Source organism: Roseovarius sp. (assembly GCF_040219995.1).
Taxonomy (GTDB): domain Bacteria; phylum Pseudomonadota; class Alphaproteobacteria; order Rhodobacterales; family Rhodobacteraceae; genus Roseovarius.
On the sequence record NZ_JAVJUC010000007.1, the window covers coordinates 31,505 to 45,916 of the forward strand.

Annotated in this window: 10 protein-coding genes and 1 tRNA gene; 5 read left to right on the top strand and 6 right to left on the bottom strand. The window is 60.3% G+C overall.

Annotated features, from left to right (window positions below; all coding sequences use genetic code 11):
* Positions 1-48: 48 nt before the first annotated feature.
* The 4 genes from mtgA to RID11_RS01030 all read right to left on the bottom strand — a co-directional run bounded on the left by mtgA (position 49) and on the right by RID11_RS01030 (position 7,643).
* Positions 49-768, bottom strand: a complete 720-nt coding sequence (gene mtgA / locus RID11_RS01015; RefSeq protein WP_350135150.1) for a monofunctional biosynthetic peptidoglycan transglycosylase — start codon at positions 766-768, stop codon at positions 49-51.
* A 160-nt stretch (positions 769-928) separates the two neighbouring features.
* Entirely contained in the window at positions 929-1,429 is a 501-nt protein-coding gene (locus RID11_RS01020) for a DUF1269 domain-containing protein (RefSeq protein ID WP_350135153.1), read from the bottom strand.
* A 139-nt stretch (positions 1,430-1,568) separates the two neighbouring features.
* Positions 1,569-6,101 carry a glutamate synthase large subunit gene (gene gltB, locus RID11_RS01025; protein WP_350135156.1) on the bottom strand — a complete coding sequence of 1,511 codons (4,533 nt, stop codon included), beginning with the start codon at positions 6,099-6,101 and terminating at the stop codon, positions 1,569-1,571.
* Positions 6,102-6,209: 108 nt separating this feature from the next.
* Complete coding sequence (locus tag RID11_RS01030) at positions 6,210-7,643, bottom strand: NAD(P)-dependent oxidoreductase (RefSeq protein WP_350135159.1); 1,434 nt, start codon at positions 7,641-7,643, stop codon at positions 6,210-6,212.
* Positions 7,644-7,860: 217 nt separating this feature from the next.
* Here RID11_RS01030 and RID11_RS01035 point away from each other — a divergent pair, with 217 nt between their 5' ends.
* Positions 7,861-8,664, top strand: a complete 804-nt coding sequence (locus RID11_RS01035; protein ID WP_350135162.1) for an undecaprenyl-diphosphate phosphatase — start codon at positions 7,861-7,863, stop codon at positions 8,662-8,664.
* Positions 8,665-8,667: 3 nt separating this feature from the next.
* Here the strand turns inward: RID11_RS01035 and RID11_RS01040 are convergent, their stop codons facing one another.
* Entirely contained in the window at positions 8,668-9,651 is a 984-nt protein-coding gene (locus tag RID11_RS01040; protein WP_350135165.1) for a complex I NDUFA9 subunit family protein, read from the bottom strand.
* 147 nt (positions 9,652-9,798) lie between these two features.
* Between RID11_RS01040 and RID11_RS01045 the strand changes: the two genes are divergently transcribed.
* The 4 genes from RID11_RS01045 (at position 9,799) to RID11_RS01060 (ending at position 12,836) form a co-directional block, all read left to right on the top strand.
* A tRNA-Leu gene (locus RID11_RS01045) sits at positions 9,799-9,884 on the top strand.
* Positions 9,885-9,986: 102 nt separating this feature from the next.
* Positions 9,987-10,316, top strand: a complete 330-nt coding sequence (locus RID11_RS01050; protein ID WP_350135167.1) for a DUF6538 domain-containing protein — start codon at positions 9,987-9,989, stop codon at positions 10,314-10,316.
* 898 nt (positions 10,317-11,214) lie between these two features.
* Positions 11,215-11,511, top strand: a complete 297-nt coding sequence (locus RID11_RS01055; protein WP_350135170.1) for a helix-turn-helix domain-containing protein — start codon at positions 11,215-11,217, stop codon at positions 11,509-11,511.
* A complete protein-coding gene (locus RID11_RS01060) occupies positions 11,511-12,836 on the top strand; it encodes a type II toxin-antitoxin system HipA family toxin (RefSeq protein WP_350135173.1) in 1,326 nt (441 codons plus the stop codon). Before RID11_RS01055 ends, RID11_RS01060 begins: the two co-directional genes overlap by 1 nt.
* A 338-nt stretch (positions 12,837-13,174) precedes the next feature.
* Here RID11_RS01060 and RID11_RS01065 read toward each other — a convergent pair whose 3' ends face one another.
* The gene (locus RID11_RS01065; RefSeq protein ID WP_350135176.1) at positions 13,175-14,317 is read right to left on the bottom strand and encodes a M20/M25/M40 family metallo-hydrolase; all 1,143 of its coding nucleotides are present in this window, start codon (positions 14,315-14,317) and stop codon (positions 13,175-13,177) included.
* Positions 14,318-14,412: the final 95 nt, after the last annotated feature.

Here is a 14,412-nt window from a genome sequence, read left to right on the forward strand (position 1 = left end):
CTTAGGGAAACGGGAACCGCCCCTCCATGCCCCCTTTGGGGGTGATTTTCAATCCTCGAAACAGGCCGCACGCCCATCCCGGTCAATCGTTGCCGCCCCGTCCATGATGCCAGCCGCCCGCTTGCGCAGCGCCACACTCGGCGATTTGGCCGAGCGACCCTTGGGGTCGGGCAACACGGCGGCCAGGCGTGCCGCCTGCACCGCGCTCAGATCGGCGGCGCTGACGCCGAAATAATGCCGCGCCGCGGCTTCCACGCCAAACACGCCCGCGTCGAACTCGGCCACGTTCAGATAGACCTCGACGATCCGCCGCTTCGGCCACAGCGTCTCGACCACCGGGGTCATCACCGCCTCCAGCGCCTTGCGCGCCCAGTTGCGCCCGTGCCAGAGATAGACATTCTTCACCACCTGCTGGCTCAGCGTCGAGGCCCCGCGCCCCGACCCTTCGGCAATCGCGGTGCGAATGGCCCCCATGTCAAAGCCCCAGTGCTGGCAGAAATTGGCATCCTCCGCCGCCACCAGCGAGCGCGCCATCACCGGCGCGATCCGCGCCATCGGCACCCACTCGTGACTGATCTGCCCCAGCCGCCGCTCTTCCTGGCCCATGAAATAGGTGCGCGGCGGCTCCAGTACCCGATGCGCCGCGATCACCCCTGTCACGATCAGCGCCGAGAGCAACACGTAATAGACCGCCCACCGCCGCAACCAGCGCAGCGGTCGGATGCGATCCTTTCGCGTTGATCGGGATGATGTGCGCGCCCGTGCCATGGCCTAGCTATACCCGCCCGATGCGCGCGGCAAAACAGCTTTGGCACGCTCAGGCCCGTTTTCTTGAAAAGAAAACGAACCGGATCCTTTGAAAGGATCCGGCCCTAATCAGACCCTATTCCGCCGGAACAGCCTCCGGCGCGCGCCCATTTGATCTTCATCACTCTGTTTTACCAGTCTGGATCAAGCCCCGAAGCCGGTCCTCCTCTTCCCCGTCAAGCGGTGACTGGATCAAATGGCCGTTCTCGGGAAAGGCGGCAATCTCCTCTAGCAGAGCATCGGTATCCATGTCGCGCACCAGCAGGCAAAGCGCCGAACCGCCCTTGGGCAATGACTCGGCAATCTCTTTCAGGAATGTGCTGTCCACGCCGGGATCACGGAACTGCCCCACAACCGCGCCCGTTGCGGCCCCGGCCACAGCGCCCGCGACCGGCACCAGAAAGGCCGCCCCCAGAACCAGACCCCAGATCGTGCCACCGACCACCTGCATCGTCGGCACATCGGCAGGCCCATGAAGCTCTACCGCGCCGGTCTCGTCACGGGTCGCCAACTTGATGTCCTGCGTTTCCAGCTTTTGCAGGCGGCGTATTCCACGCAGATGCGCGTCAAGCTCAAAGGCCCCGTCAGATGTCTCGAAGGTAATGATCAGAAGGTCAGACACGGGATCGTTCTCCTCTCGGCTGTGCGCGGCACGCAAAGACGGGGCGGCTCAGCCCCAACACGTGCCCGCCTCGCCAAGAGTAACGCGGCAGGCAAGGACGGAAAACCGGTCCTTGCCTGTCAGGCGCAACGCGTCCGCCTCATTCCGCCGGAACGGCCTCCGGGCGCGTGCCCAGCGGATGCTCCAGCTTGTCGAGCATTTCCTTGGGGCAGAACTGCACGAAGCGGTCCTTTTCGAGATCCCAGTATTGCAGGATATCCTGCCCGCGCTGCGATCCGGTCTCGGCCACGTGCCGTTCGATCAGACCCTTGAGCTCGGACTCCCAATGCGGCTCTGATACGGGGCAACTCACCAATGTTTCACCGTTGACCAGCGTTTCCGCGCGGTCGTCGGGATCATAGACATAGGCCATGCCGCCGGTCATGCCGGCGCCGAAATTGGCCCCGATCTCACCGAGGATCACCGCAGCACCCCCGGTCATGTATTCACACCCGTTGGAGCCGCAGCCCTCGATCACCACATGCGCGCCCGAGTTGCGCACCGCGAACCGCTCACCGGCACGGCCTGCGGCGAAGAGGTAGCCACCGGTCGCGCCATAAAGCACAGTATTGCCGATGATCGTGTTCTCGGCCGCCACCAGCGGGCTCGCCATCGGCGGGCGGACCACGATTGTGCCACCAGACAGGCCCTTGCCGACATAGTCATTGGCGTCGCCACTGACCTCGATCTTCAGCCCCGGTGCCGCGAATGCCCCAAGCGACTGCCCGGCACTGCCGGTCAGTTTCACCGTCAGGTGATCGGGTTGCAGCGAATTGCGCATCCCGAACTTGCGCACGATATGGCTCGAGACCCGCGTGCCCACCGTCCGGTCGGTGTTCTGCACCGCGTAATGCAGCTGCATCTTCTCACCGTCATTGAGGAACCGCTGCGCATCGCGCACGATTTCCGCATCCAGCGTGTCGGGCACCTCGTTGCGCGGGCGGTTGCGGTCATAGCGGATGTCCTTGGCCCCATCGATGGTAATCAGCATCGGGTTGAGGTCGAGATCATCGAGATGCGCCGAGCCACGGCTGACCTGCGTCAGCAGATCCGCCCGCCCGATCACCTCGTCAAGGCTGCGCGCCCCGATGCTGGCCAGCAGTTCCCGCACCTCCTGCGCGTAGAAGGTGATGAGGTTCACCACCTTCTCGGCATTGCCGGTGAACTTGGCGCGCAAATCCTCGTCCTGCGTGCAGACACCAACGGGGCAGGTATTTGACTGGCACTGCCGCACCATGATGCACCCCATGGAAATCAGCGCGGCGGTGCCGATGCCGTATTCCTCGGCGCCCATCATCGCCGCCATGACGATATCGCGCCCGGTGCGAAGCCCGCCATCGGTGCGCAGCGTGATCCGCTCGCGCAGATTGTTCATGCTCAGCACCTGATGCGCCTCGGTCAGGCCCATCTCCCACGGCAGTCCGGCATATTTGATCGAGGTGGCGGGCGATGCCCCGGTGCCGCCATTATGCCCCGAGATCAGGATCACATCCGCCTTGGCCTTGGCCACACCGGCGGCAATCGTGCCGACCCCCGACTGCGCCACCAGCTTGACGGTGACCTTGACGGTGGGGTTGATCTGCTTGAGGTCATAGATCAGCTGCGCCAGATCCTCGATACTGTAGATATCGTGATGCGGCGGCGGTGAAATCAGCGTGACGCCCTCCGTCGAATGCCGCAGCCGCGCGATCAGCTTGGTCACCTTCATCCCCGGCAACTGCCCGCCCTCACCGGGCTTGGCACCTTGCGCGACCTTGATCTCCAACTCCTCGCAATGGTTCAGATATTCCGCTGTCACGCCAAAGCGGCCAGAAGCCACTTGCTTGATCTTGGCACTCGGATTGTCGCCATTCGCCTCGGGCGTGAAATGCGCCGGGTCCTCGCCACCCTCACCACTATCACTGCGCGCGCCGATCCGGTTCATCGCCACGTTCAGCGTCTTGTGCGCCTCAGGCGAAAGCGCCCCGAGGCTCATGCCCGGCGTCACGAACCGCTTGCGGATCGCGGTCACGCTTTCCACCTCTTCCAGCGGTACCGCTTCGCCCATCGGCTTGATCGCCATCAGGTCGCGCAGATGCGTCGGCGGGTTGTTCTGCATCGCCGCAGAATAGCGCTTCCACAGCTCATAACTCGCCTTGTTGCAGGCCATCTGCATCATGTGCATGGTCTGCGCGCCCCAGGCATGGGTCTCACCCGATTTGCGCGCCTTGTAGAACCCGCCGATCGGCAGGATATCCTGTCCGCCCTTGAAGGCACGGCCATGCACCTCTTCCAGCTTGGCCTGAATGCCCGACACACCGATGCCCGAAATCCGGCTCGTCAGCCCCGGGAAATACTCGGCACACATCGCGCGAGACAGCCCCACCGCCTCGAAATTGAGACCGCCGCGATACGAGGAAACGACTGAGATCCCCATCTTCGACATGATCTTGAGCAATCCCTGATCAATCGCCGAGCGATAACGCGCCACGGCCTCGGTCAGGCTGCCGTCGATCAGGCCCCGGTCGATCCGGTCACTGATGCTGTCCTCGGCCAGATAGGCGTTGACCACGGTCGCCCCGGCACCGATCAGCACCGCGAAATAATGCGGGTCGATGCATTCAGCCGAGCGCACGTTCAGGCTACAGAACGTCCGCAGCCCCTTTTGCGTCAGATGACTGTGCACCGCCGATGTGGCCAGGATCATCGGCATGCCGACGCGGCTCTCGCCAAGGTTCTGATCGGTCAGGATCAGATGCCCGGTGCCCGAGCGCACGGCATCCTCCGCCTCGGCCCGGATCCGCTCCAGCCCCTTTTGCAGCGCGTTCTTGCCTGCACTAAACGTGCAGTCGATCACCGCCACATCGGCGTTGAACTGCCGGATCATCTCGTCCCATTGCGCATTGCCGACAAACGGGCTTTCCAGCACCAGGATCTCGGTCTGCGCGCTCGACTCATCCAGCACGTTCTTGAGGTTGCCGAACCGCGTCTTGAGGCTCATCACCCGGTATTCGCGCAGGGAATCAATCGGCGGGTTCGTCACCTGGCTGAAATTCTGCCGGAAATAATGGCTCAGCGGGCGGTACTGCTTGGAGAGCACGGCACTCGGCGTGTCGTCGCCCATGCTGGCAATCGCCTCCTTGCCGTCCTCAGCCATGGGTGCCAGGATCTGCTCCAGCTCCTCGATGGTATATCCGGCGGCGATCTGCCGCTTGCGCAACTCACCCGCCTTGTAGATCGGCACCTCGGTCACGGCGGCCAGCTTTTCATCCAGTTCGTTGATCTTGCCGACCCACTCGCCAAAGGGCTGCGCGTTGGCCAGTTTGTCCTTCATTTCAGCGTCGTGATAGAGCTTGCCTTCGACCATATCCACGGCCAGCAACTGACCGGGGCCAAGCGCGCCCTTTTCCTTCACCTTGGTCTCGTCAATCGGCACCATTCCGGCCTCTGACCCGGCAATCAGCAGCCCGTCGCCCGTTACCACGTAACGCATCGGGCGCAGTCCATTGCGGTCCAGCCCGGCGCAAACCCAGCGGCCATCGGTCATGGCAAGTGCTGCGGGGCCGTCCCACGGTTCCATCACAGAGTTGCAGTAGGAATACATGTCGCGCCACGCGACGGGCAGTTCCTCGCGCTGCTTCGACCACGATTCGGGCACCAGCATGGTTTTCGCCATCGGCGCATTGCGCCCGGCGCGCACCAGCACCTCGAACACCGCGTCGAGCGCGGCACTGTCCGAGGAGCCTTGCGGGATGATCGGCTTGATATCCTCGGCCCGCTCACCAAAGGCCGAAGACGCCATGCGGATCTCGTGGCTCTTCATCCAGTTGGTGTTGCCCTTCAGCGTGTTGATCTCGCCGTTATGCGCCAGCATCCGGAACGGCTGCGCCAGCCACCATTGCGGGAATGTGTTGGTCGAATAGCGCTGGTGATAGATTGCGAATGCGCTCTTGAACCGCTCGTCCATCAGGTCGGGATAGAACACCGCCACCTGCTCGGCCAGCATCATGCCCTTGTAGATGATGCTCCGGCAGGACAGGCTCGCGATATAGAGACCGTTGATCCCGGCGGCCATCACCGCCTTTTCGATACGGCGGCGGATCACGTAAAGCTCGCGCTCGAACTCTTCTTCCTCCAGCCCCTTGGCATCGGAAATCAGGATCTGCTCGATCTCGGGCCGGGTCGCATTGGCCTTTTCGCCCAGGCAGGTGATATCGACCGGCACGTGCCGCCAGCCATAGATCGTGTGCCCCATGCGCAGCACTTCGGTTTCCACGATGGTCCGGCACTGCTCCTGCGCGCCAAAATTGGTGCGCGGCAAGAACACCTGACCGACCGCGACAAGACGGCTTTCGTCCGGCTCGTGCCCGGTGCGGCGGATCTGATCATAGATGAACGACACCGGAATCTGCACATGGATGCCCGCACCATCGCCGGTCTTGCCGTCGGCATCGACCGCACCCCGGTGCCAGATCGCCTTGAGCGCATTGATCCCCGCCTCGACCACCTCGCGCGACGGCTTGCCATCAATCGACACCACAAGCCCGACACCGCAAGAGGAATGCTCCTCCTCGTGGGCATACATGCCATTCTCGGCCATCCAGTTGCGCTTGGCCTCTTCCTTGGCCATCCAGTCCTGATCGAATTTGGTCATCGGTCTTCACCCTTCCTTTACCCGGTGGGTCAGATTGTCTGTCTTATTGTCTCGTCACGCTCTGCCGGGGCACCGCCGCAATACCGACGTGATACCGACGCTATACCGCTATTCCGCCGCAACGGCCTGCGCATCACCGAGATAGTCGAGAATCGCTGCCGCCGAATCGCGCCCGTCACGGATCGCCCACACCACGAGGGACGCCCCCCGCACGATGTCGCCGACGGCGTAAACGCCCTCCATCGCGGTCTGCCCGGTGGTGAACTGCGCCTTCACGGTGCCCCAGCGGGTGACCTCCAATTCCTTTTGATCCCAAAGGGTTGGCAGGTCTTCGGCCTCAAAGCCGAGCGCCTTGATCACCAGATCGGCAGGCTCGTCATGCTCGGCACCCTCGATGGGTTCCGGGCTCTGACGACCCGTCGCATCCGGCGCGCCAAGGCGCATCTTCTGCACCTTCACGCTCGTCACCGGATCACCGGTAAAGCCAATCGGCGCGCTAAGCCATTCAAACTTAACGCCTTCTTCCTCGGCATTGGCCACCTCACGCTGGCTGCCCGGCATGTTCTCACGGTCGCGACGATAAAGGCAGGTCACCGATTTTGCGCCCTGCCTTACGGCGGTGCGCACACAATCCATTGCGGTATCGCCGCCACCAACCACAACAATTCGCTTGCCCGAGGCATTCAACTCGCCGCTGTCATATTCCGGCACAGTATCGCCAAAGCCGACGCGGTTGCTCGCCGTCAGGTAGTCAATCGCCCGCACGATGCCGCCCGCGCCCGATCCGGGCCCTTGCAGATCGCGGCTCTTGTAGACCCCGGTGGCGATCATTACCGCGTTGTGTTTGTTACGAATTTCCTCGAACGAGAGGTCCGTGCCGACATTGCAATTCAGCACGAATTCGACGCCGCCTTGCTCCAGCTGATCGACCCGGCGCATCACCACGTCCTTCTCCAGCTTGAAGCCGGGAATGCCATAGGTCATCAGCCCGCCGCCCCGGTCATAGCGGTCATAGACCGTCACCTGAACGCCCGCGCGCCGCAGCACGTCAGCAGCAGCAAGGCCCCCGGGGCCGGCACCGATTACACCAACGGATTCAACACGTTCCACCGCAGGCCTGATCGGCTCGACCCAGCCTTCTTCCCAGGCGGTATCGGTGATGTATTTCTCCACCGCGCCAATCGTGACCGTGCCATGCCCCGATTGCTCGATCACGCAATTGCCCTCGCACAGCCGGTCCTGCGGGCAGATACGCCCGCAAATCTCGGGGAAGGTATTGGTCAACTGACTGATTTCATAGGCTTCCTTCAACCGCCCTTCGGCAGTGAGGCGCAGCCAGTCGGGGATGTTATTGTGCAGCGGGCAATGCGTCTGACAATAGGGCACGCCACACTGACTACAGCGCCCGGCCTGTTCCTTGGCCTTGGCATCGGCATATTCGGCGTAGATTTCATGGAAATCCTGCCGACGCGCCTCTGCCGTCCGTTTCTCAGGCATGTCCCGCCCGACCGTCACGAATTTCAGCATGGGTTGCTTAGCCACTACGTGCCCTCCCAAAGTCTTTGCACCGCATGTCTCTACTCCAACACTTATTGGATTAAAAGTCAGAATATATGACCTATATGCAAAAATATGGCCTGGCAGTTTCGGTAAAAGTGAAAATTTCATGAATACTAGGTCCGATCCGGACCTGTATTGCCGATTGCGCCGCAAACACAAAGGTTTATAGCTGCACTGGTAGTGAACAGGGCCTTCAAGAATGACGTTATTTCATATCTTCCTCGTCGCCGTCATTCAGGGAATCACCGAGTTTCTGCCGATCTCCTCCTCCGGTCATCTCATCCTTTTGCCGAAACTCACCGGCATGGCCGATCAGGGTCTGGTCATCGACGTGGCCGTCCATGTCGGCACGCTCTTCGCCGTGATCCTCTATTTCTGGTCCGATGTACGCGGCGCTTTGCTCGGTCTGCCGCGGGCGCTTTCAGGTCGCGCCGACACCCCCGGCGCGCGTTTGGCTCTCCTCCTGCTGATCGCGACGATCCCGGTCGTGGTCTGCGGTTTATTGCTCAAGCTCTCGGGCTATGACGAGAACATGCGCTCCATCACGGTAATCGGCTGGACAACAATCATCTTCGGCCTGCTTCTTTATTGGTCCGACCAGATCGGCAGACGTCAGAAAACCACGCAGGAGTGGAATATCACCGATGCGATCATCATCGGCCTCTGGCAGGCCATCGCGCTCATCCCGGGCACATCGCGCTCTGGTATCACCATCACCGGCGCGCGCTTTCTGGGCTATCGACGGCAAGAGGCGGCGCGCATATCGATGCTGATGTCGATTCCCACTATTGCCGCAAGCGGTATTCTGCTTGGTGCCGAAGCAGCACTGGAGGCCGAGTCCACCGTCCTTATCAGTGCTGCGACTGCCGCGGCTTTCGCCTTTTTGGCGGCCCTCGCCGCACTCAGCCTGATGATGCGCCTGTTGCAAAGCGTCAGCTTCACACCCTATGTGATCTACCGGCTGGTGCTTGGCGTGATCCTGCTGGGAATCGCCTATAGCTGATGATCAGAGAACGCGCAGGTTCCGCGCAGATTCCTTGATCGCCTCGTATTGCCCCGCAGGCCGGAAACGCCAGAGATAATCGGGCAGCACCGCCTCGATCGCGGCAGGGCTGATGCCCAGATCAGCGAAACCCTTGGCCCCCTCGCTCACCACGTTATCCACCCGCAGGCTGCGCACCTGATCACGCGTGATCTGTGGCGGAACCAGGCCAAAGGTGACCGTCTGCACGAGCTCCATCGCCCAAGCCATCGCGGCGGCGACTCCAAAAGGAATATTCAGGATCAGGCGGCGCCGACGTATGATCTTGAGCATCACCTTCATCAGATCGCGGAACGTCGCCACCTCCGGCCCGCCAAGCTCGTAGATACCCGGCACGGCACGGCCTTCGGCGCCCAATGCCGCGGCATGGGCCACGTCATCGGCATAGACCGGCTGAAACTTGGTGTCGCCACCCACCACAGGTAACACAGGACCAAATCGTGTCATCCCGGCGAAGCGGTTGAAGAACTGATCCTCGGGGCCAAAGACGACCGACGGGCGCAGGATCACGGCCTGCGGGAAATGCTCGAGAATCCCGGCCTCCCCGGCGGCCTTGCTGCGCGCATATTCACTGTCCGACTGCGCGTCTGCCCCGATGGCCGACAGATGCACGAGGTGGCTCACCCCCTCTTCGGCGGCAAGACGCGCGATACGCGTGGCCCCCTCGGCCTGCACAGCCTGGAAATTGTTGCGCCCCTTGCGGTCAAAGGTGCCCACGCAGTTCACCACCGCATCGGCCCCGCGCATCACCGCGCGCACGCTATCATCATCACGGATGTTGCAGAACACGGGTTCGACCTGGCCGACATTGCCATAGGGCTTCACGTGCATCGCTTCATTCGGCCGACGCACCGCGACCCGCACCCGCCATCCCGCCTGCGCCATGCGGCGGGCAATGTAACGGCCGGCGAAACCTGATCCGCCATAGATGGTGACGAGCTTGGACATTTGGAGCCTCCGGAATGCGCGCGTTCACTCCCTTTCCTATCCCTCAACACCGCGCTGGACAAGATGATAAGGCAGTTGCGACAGATCGCCCAAAATCGCCGTTGACACCGGATCAGTCGGCGTCTAAACGCCTGCCTCACGACACCTGCCCAGGTGGCGGAATGGTAGACGCGCTGGCTTCAGGTGCCAGTGGCCGCAAGGCCGTGGAGGTTCGAGTCCTCTCCTGGGCACCAAATTCCCGAAGTAAATCAATGATTTCTGGGAGTTGCGCTTGAAATCACTACACAAACGCCACACAAATGCGGAGTGAAGTGATCGTGCAACTTGTCGTCCACATGGAATACTCGGCAAAAGGCTCGAAGTCAGGACGGTATCGCTACAGACGCCGTGTACCCGGTGAACTCACTAAGCTTATCGGTAAGCGAGAGTTCTCTGTCTCGCTGAAGACAAAAGACCAGCGTGTGGCTATGGATCGGTACAAAACCGTACACCGTGAGGTCGAAGCAGAGATCGAAGCGGCTAGATCAACTGATCTGGCAGATGTAGATCACAAAACTGCGCTTCAGGCTTTAAGGAGATATGGTCTGGTTTCGCCGGTTGAAAATTCTCTTGCTCCTGTGAGCTTCCATGATCGTTGGATTGATGAAGAAGCACATATGATTTGAAAAGGCAGAGCGATGGGATTGTTTGCCAAGTTGAAAGAGAAATCCTGCGAGAAAGAACTGTCTCAAAGGGTGTACGAACTTAACTCAATATTGCAGTCCGTTTCGGACATGAAGCATAGTGCTCGGCTCTTACTTGGAGACCGATTGGATAGAGCAGAACTAGAAATCTCGAAATCTCGAGGCGTTCCTGCAGTCGACGTGTACTCGGTGACCGGCCCATGCTGGACCCAAAGGGGTGGTATCATCGGTGACGCTCGTGCCACCTCAAAAAGAATGATGGATCGGCTTTCGTCACGCGATGAGGTAACAGCCCTTGATGCCTACCAAACGGTTATAGCGTGCGACCTTCTTATGATTCTATATCGCCTTGCGATACTGGAACACGGATCACAACAGAATAGAACATACTGCGAAAATGTTCGTGGGTTTGTCACGGAACTCATCACAGCCCTGCGATATTGCACAATACATGAAATGAGCGAGCAGTATGTTGAAGCCGTTGTGCAGGACTTTGTTTGGCGACTGAAAGGACTACCTTGGAACCTTAGGCCAGCTTCTCATCCCAAAATGGTTGTGGATTGAAAAACTGGCGGCGATTTGTGATGGCATATTCCCCCACGAGCTGAATCATATGCCCCCGTAGCCCCCCGTCAAACTTCCCCCTACGGCAAATCGCGGTTTACGAGGAACTTCTTCGCTGTCACCCCGCGCTTGGCACCGGCATCCCCCATACTCTGGAACGGCGGATACGAGCCGGGCGTTTTAAAAGGTCTTTTTATCCTGAAGGATAAATTTCACACATAATAGACGCAGGAGCAGCGTTTTTATCCTGCGCGATAAAATGTTCTTGATATCGCCCGAATGGCCTCCTATTTATCCCGCATGATAAGGAGGCGACATGAAGCAGTCGACTGAAACCCTGGCATGGGCAAAAAAAATCGGGGCACGTATCAGGTCACGGCGAAGAAGCCTCGGCCTGAGCCTGGAGGATTTGTCGCGCCTCTCTGGCTCCACCGTGCCAACGCTTTCGCACATCGAGCGCGGCACACGAGACCTTAAACTATCTACTCTGGTGTCTCTTTCGCTTGCGCTCAGGACCGAGCTTCCAACTCTCTTCCAAGCCGACACGCTCTCGCCCGCCAAGACCACTTCGCCTGATCCGGGGCAGGACGGCTATGACTTGGAGGATGACTGATGGCGGGGAGCGAAACGATCATCGTCTTCTACGAGAAATTTGCCATCGGGAGCATTAATCTCTCTGCAAGCGGAGAGCTCTCCTTCGAATATGATTCTCGATGGCTCGGAACTCGCGGCAACTTCCCACTGTCGTTAGCGCTTCCGCTTCAACCTGGCCTTTTTGCCCACAAGATCATCACCCCCTGGTTGGCGAACTTGCTGCCCGAGGAAGAGCAACTGGTCTCATTGTCACGTGTCTTAGGGCTTGCGACATCAGATGCGCTCGCCATCCTGCGCGAGATCGGCGGCGATACCGCAGGCGCAATCTCGATTGGTGAGCCGAGTATCCGGAAGGACTGGAGCTACGCGAGCTTGCAGGATCACTACGGTAGGACCACGGAAAGCGAAGCTCTGGCACGCCACTTCGAGGATCTCGAAAAGCGACCATTTTTGGCTGGTGAAGATGGGGTGCGCCTGTCACTCGCTGGCGGTCAGAAGAAAACCGCACTGGCCGCACTCGACGAGGAGGGGACGCCAAGGCTCGGCCTGCCGCAACCGAGAGATCTTCTCGCGATCCCGAAAAATGGAGCGCCCTCAACCATCATCATAAAGCCCGACAATCCCCGCTTGCCCGGCATCGTGGAAAACGAAGCATATTGCTTGACGCTGGCTGGCCTGATCGGCCTGCCAGTTGCTGAGTGCACCATAGTTGAAGCTGATGGCCGGACCGCGCTGGCCGTCGCCCGCTATGATCGCACCCTGCGCTCTGATGGCACCCTTCGCCGCCTGCACCAAGAGGACTTCGCTCAGGCTAACGGCATCTATCCGGGGCAAAAATACGAGCAGGGCACCGTTCCGGGCCTCGATATGGCGGGCCTCCTGCTGACAGGTAACCACCTGTCACCGACCGACGCTCTCGCGCTCCATGACCAGGTGATCTTCAACATCCTCATCGCCAATACCGACGCGCACGCCAAGAACTACTCCATTCTCAGTGGCAATGAGACCTCCATGGCTCCGCTTTATGACGTCTCCTCGGTACTCCACTGGGATCACGTTAATCAGTATCACGCCCAGAAGATCGCTGGTAAACGGCGCAAGCCAGCCGATGTCGCTCCGCGCCATTGGGACGAGATTGCCCGAAGCGCCGGACTGAACGCTTCCGCCCTTCGCCGTAGGGTAAGCGAGATCATCGATGGTATGGTGGCAAATCGCGTCGAAGCAACCAAACGCATCTCGTCTCTTCCCGGAGCGACGCCCGAGATGGTCGAGCATGTGGCAAATCTCGTGGAAGGCAACGCGTTGCGTGTCGGCGGACGCCTCAAATACAACTATTCCCTGTAGTTGAGATTCCTCAAATCAAGAGAGATCATTTGCGGTAAATAGGGTCATTCACAGTATGAAACTCATCTCGGGCCAGGATACTCACCTATCCGTCCTGAGCGGGTCATGGGACCGATAGATGCGTCGGACGGGTCGCACTGCGACGGATACTCCACATCGTGGCTGGAGATTGACGGCCAGCACATGCAATCTGTCACTGGGACGACGGTGTGGGCATCAGCGCCAATAATCACGCACGCTTCCGCCTGTTCATCAGCCAAAACGGTAGATGGGAAGGCCTGCAGATGCTGCTTAAAGAATAAGTCTCCTCCAAAACGCATCGCCGTTACCAGTATCTTTCACCCACCTAGACGACAAAAAAGCCCGGCGGCAAGTTTGGCCCGCTCCTCTAGACTTGCAATCTCGATGTGTTCGGACAGCGTGTGCAGCCCCTTGCCACGGACGCCGATTGAATCCAGCGTCGCAAGGCCAAGTGCACCTGTAAAGTTCCCGTCAGAGCCGCCACCGGCGGAACAGGCCGGCAAATCAAAGCCGATATCCGACGCGATCTCGCGTGCGACATCGAGCATGGCCATGGTGCCCGGCTGACCCTCCTGCCAAAGAGGGCGGGTCACACCACGCCGGACCTCAAGGCGAACGGCGTCGTCGCCACCGTTCAGGTCAAGCATCTTCTGCACACCTTCATCTAGCAACTCTTGTGTCTTGGCCATGCTCAGAACCTCGGCATCGCAGGTGGATGAGACACAATTCACCCATTGCCCGCCATGGATGACCCCCACAGAAAAAGAGCAGTCATCTGTAGTGAAGCCTTCGATCTTGGCGACTTTCCGTGCCATCTCGGCAATCGCCGAACGCCCCTCGGACAAAGCCCAACTGGCATGGCTGGGCGTGCCTCTGGCTGTAAGAGTGAAGCGCGCGATGGCATAGCGCCCGATCACCGCGCTGCCATCCGGGCAGGCAGGCTCCGGCACCAGAATATACTTGTGCCGCCTGGCCTCAGCCTCGATCAGGTCGCGGGTCGATGGGGTGCCTATTTCCTCGTCCGGTGTGAACAGAACCGTCACCGGCAACGGCGTTTCGATACCAGCCTGCAGTATCTTGCGCAGGGCATCCAGGTAGACGTAACTGCCGCCTTTCATGTCCATGGTCCCCGGCCCGTAGCAGATATCGACCTCGCGCCGGAACGGCAGGGTATCGAGCGTGCCGATGGGGTGGACGGTGTCCATGTGCCCCAGCAGAAGAATGCCCCCCTCACCCGCCCTCGGATGCGGCATAGTGGCCCTGACGCTGTCACCCAGTCCCATGCGGCCCGGAATCCGCTCGACCCGGGCGCCAAGCATCGCCATGTCGTGCTGGACGAGATCCATCATGCGATTGACTGCGGCGGCGTCGAAAGTCGGGCTTTCGGTCTCGATCCAGGGGCGCAGGCCGCGCAGCATCTCTTCGGCGTCAAAGGGCAGAGTAAGGGGATCTTGTGTCATCATCTCTTCCAATCCGGTGCTGGGGGTCAGTTTCGCAGTATCGCGACCAATGTCACGACGAGAAGGCCGCCCAACAATAGAACAAGCCCGACCAA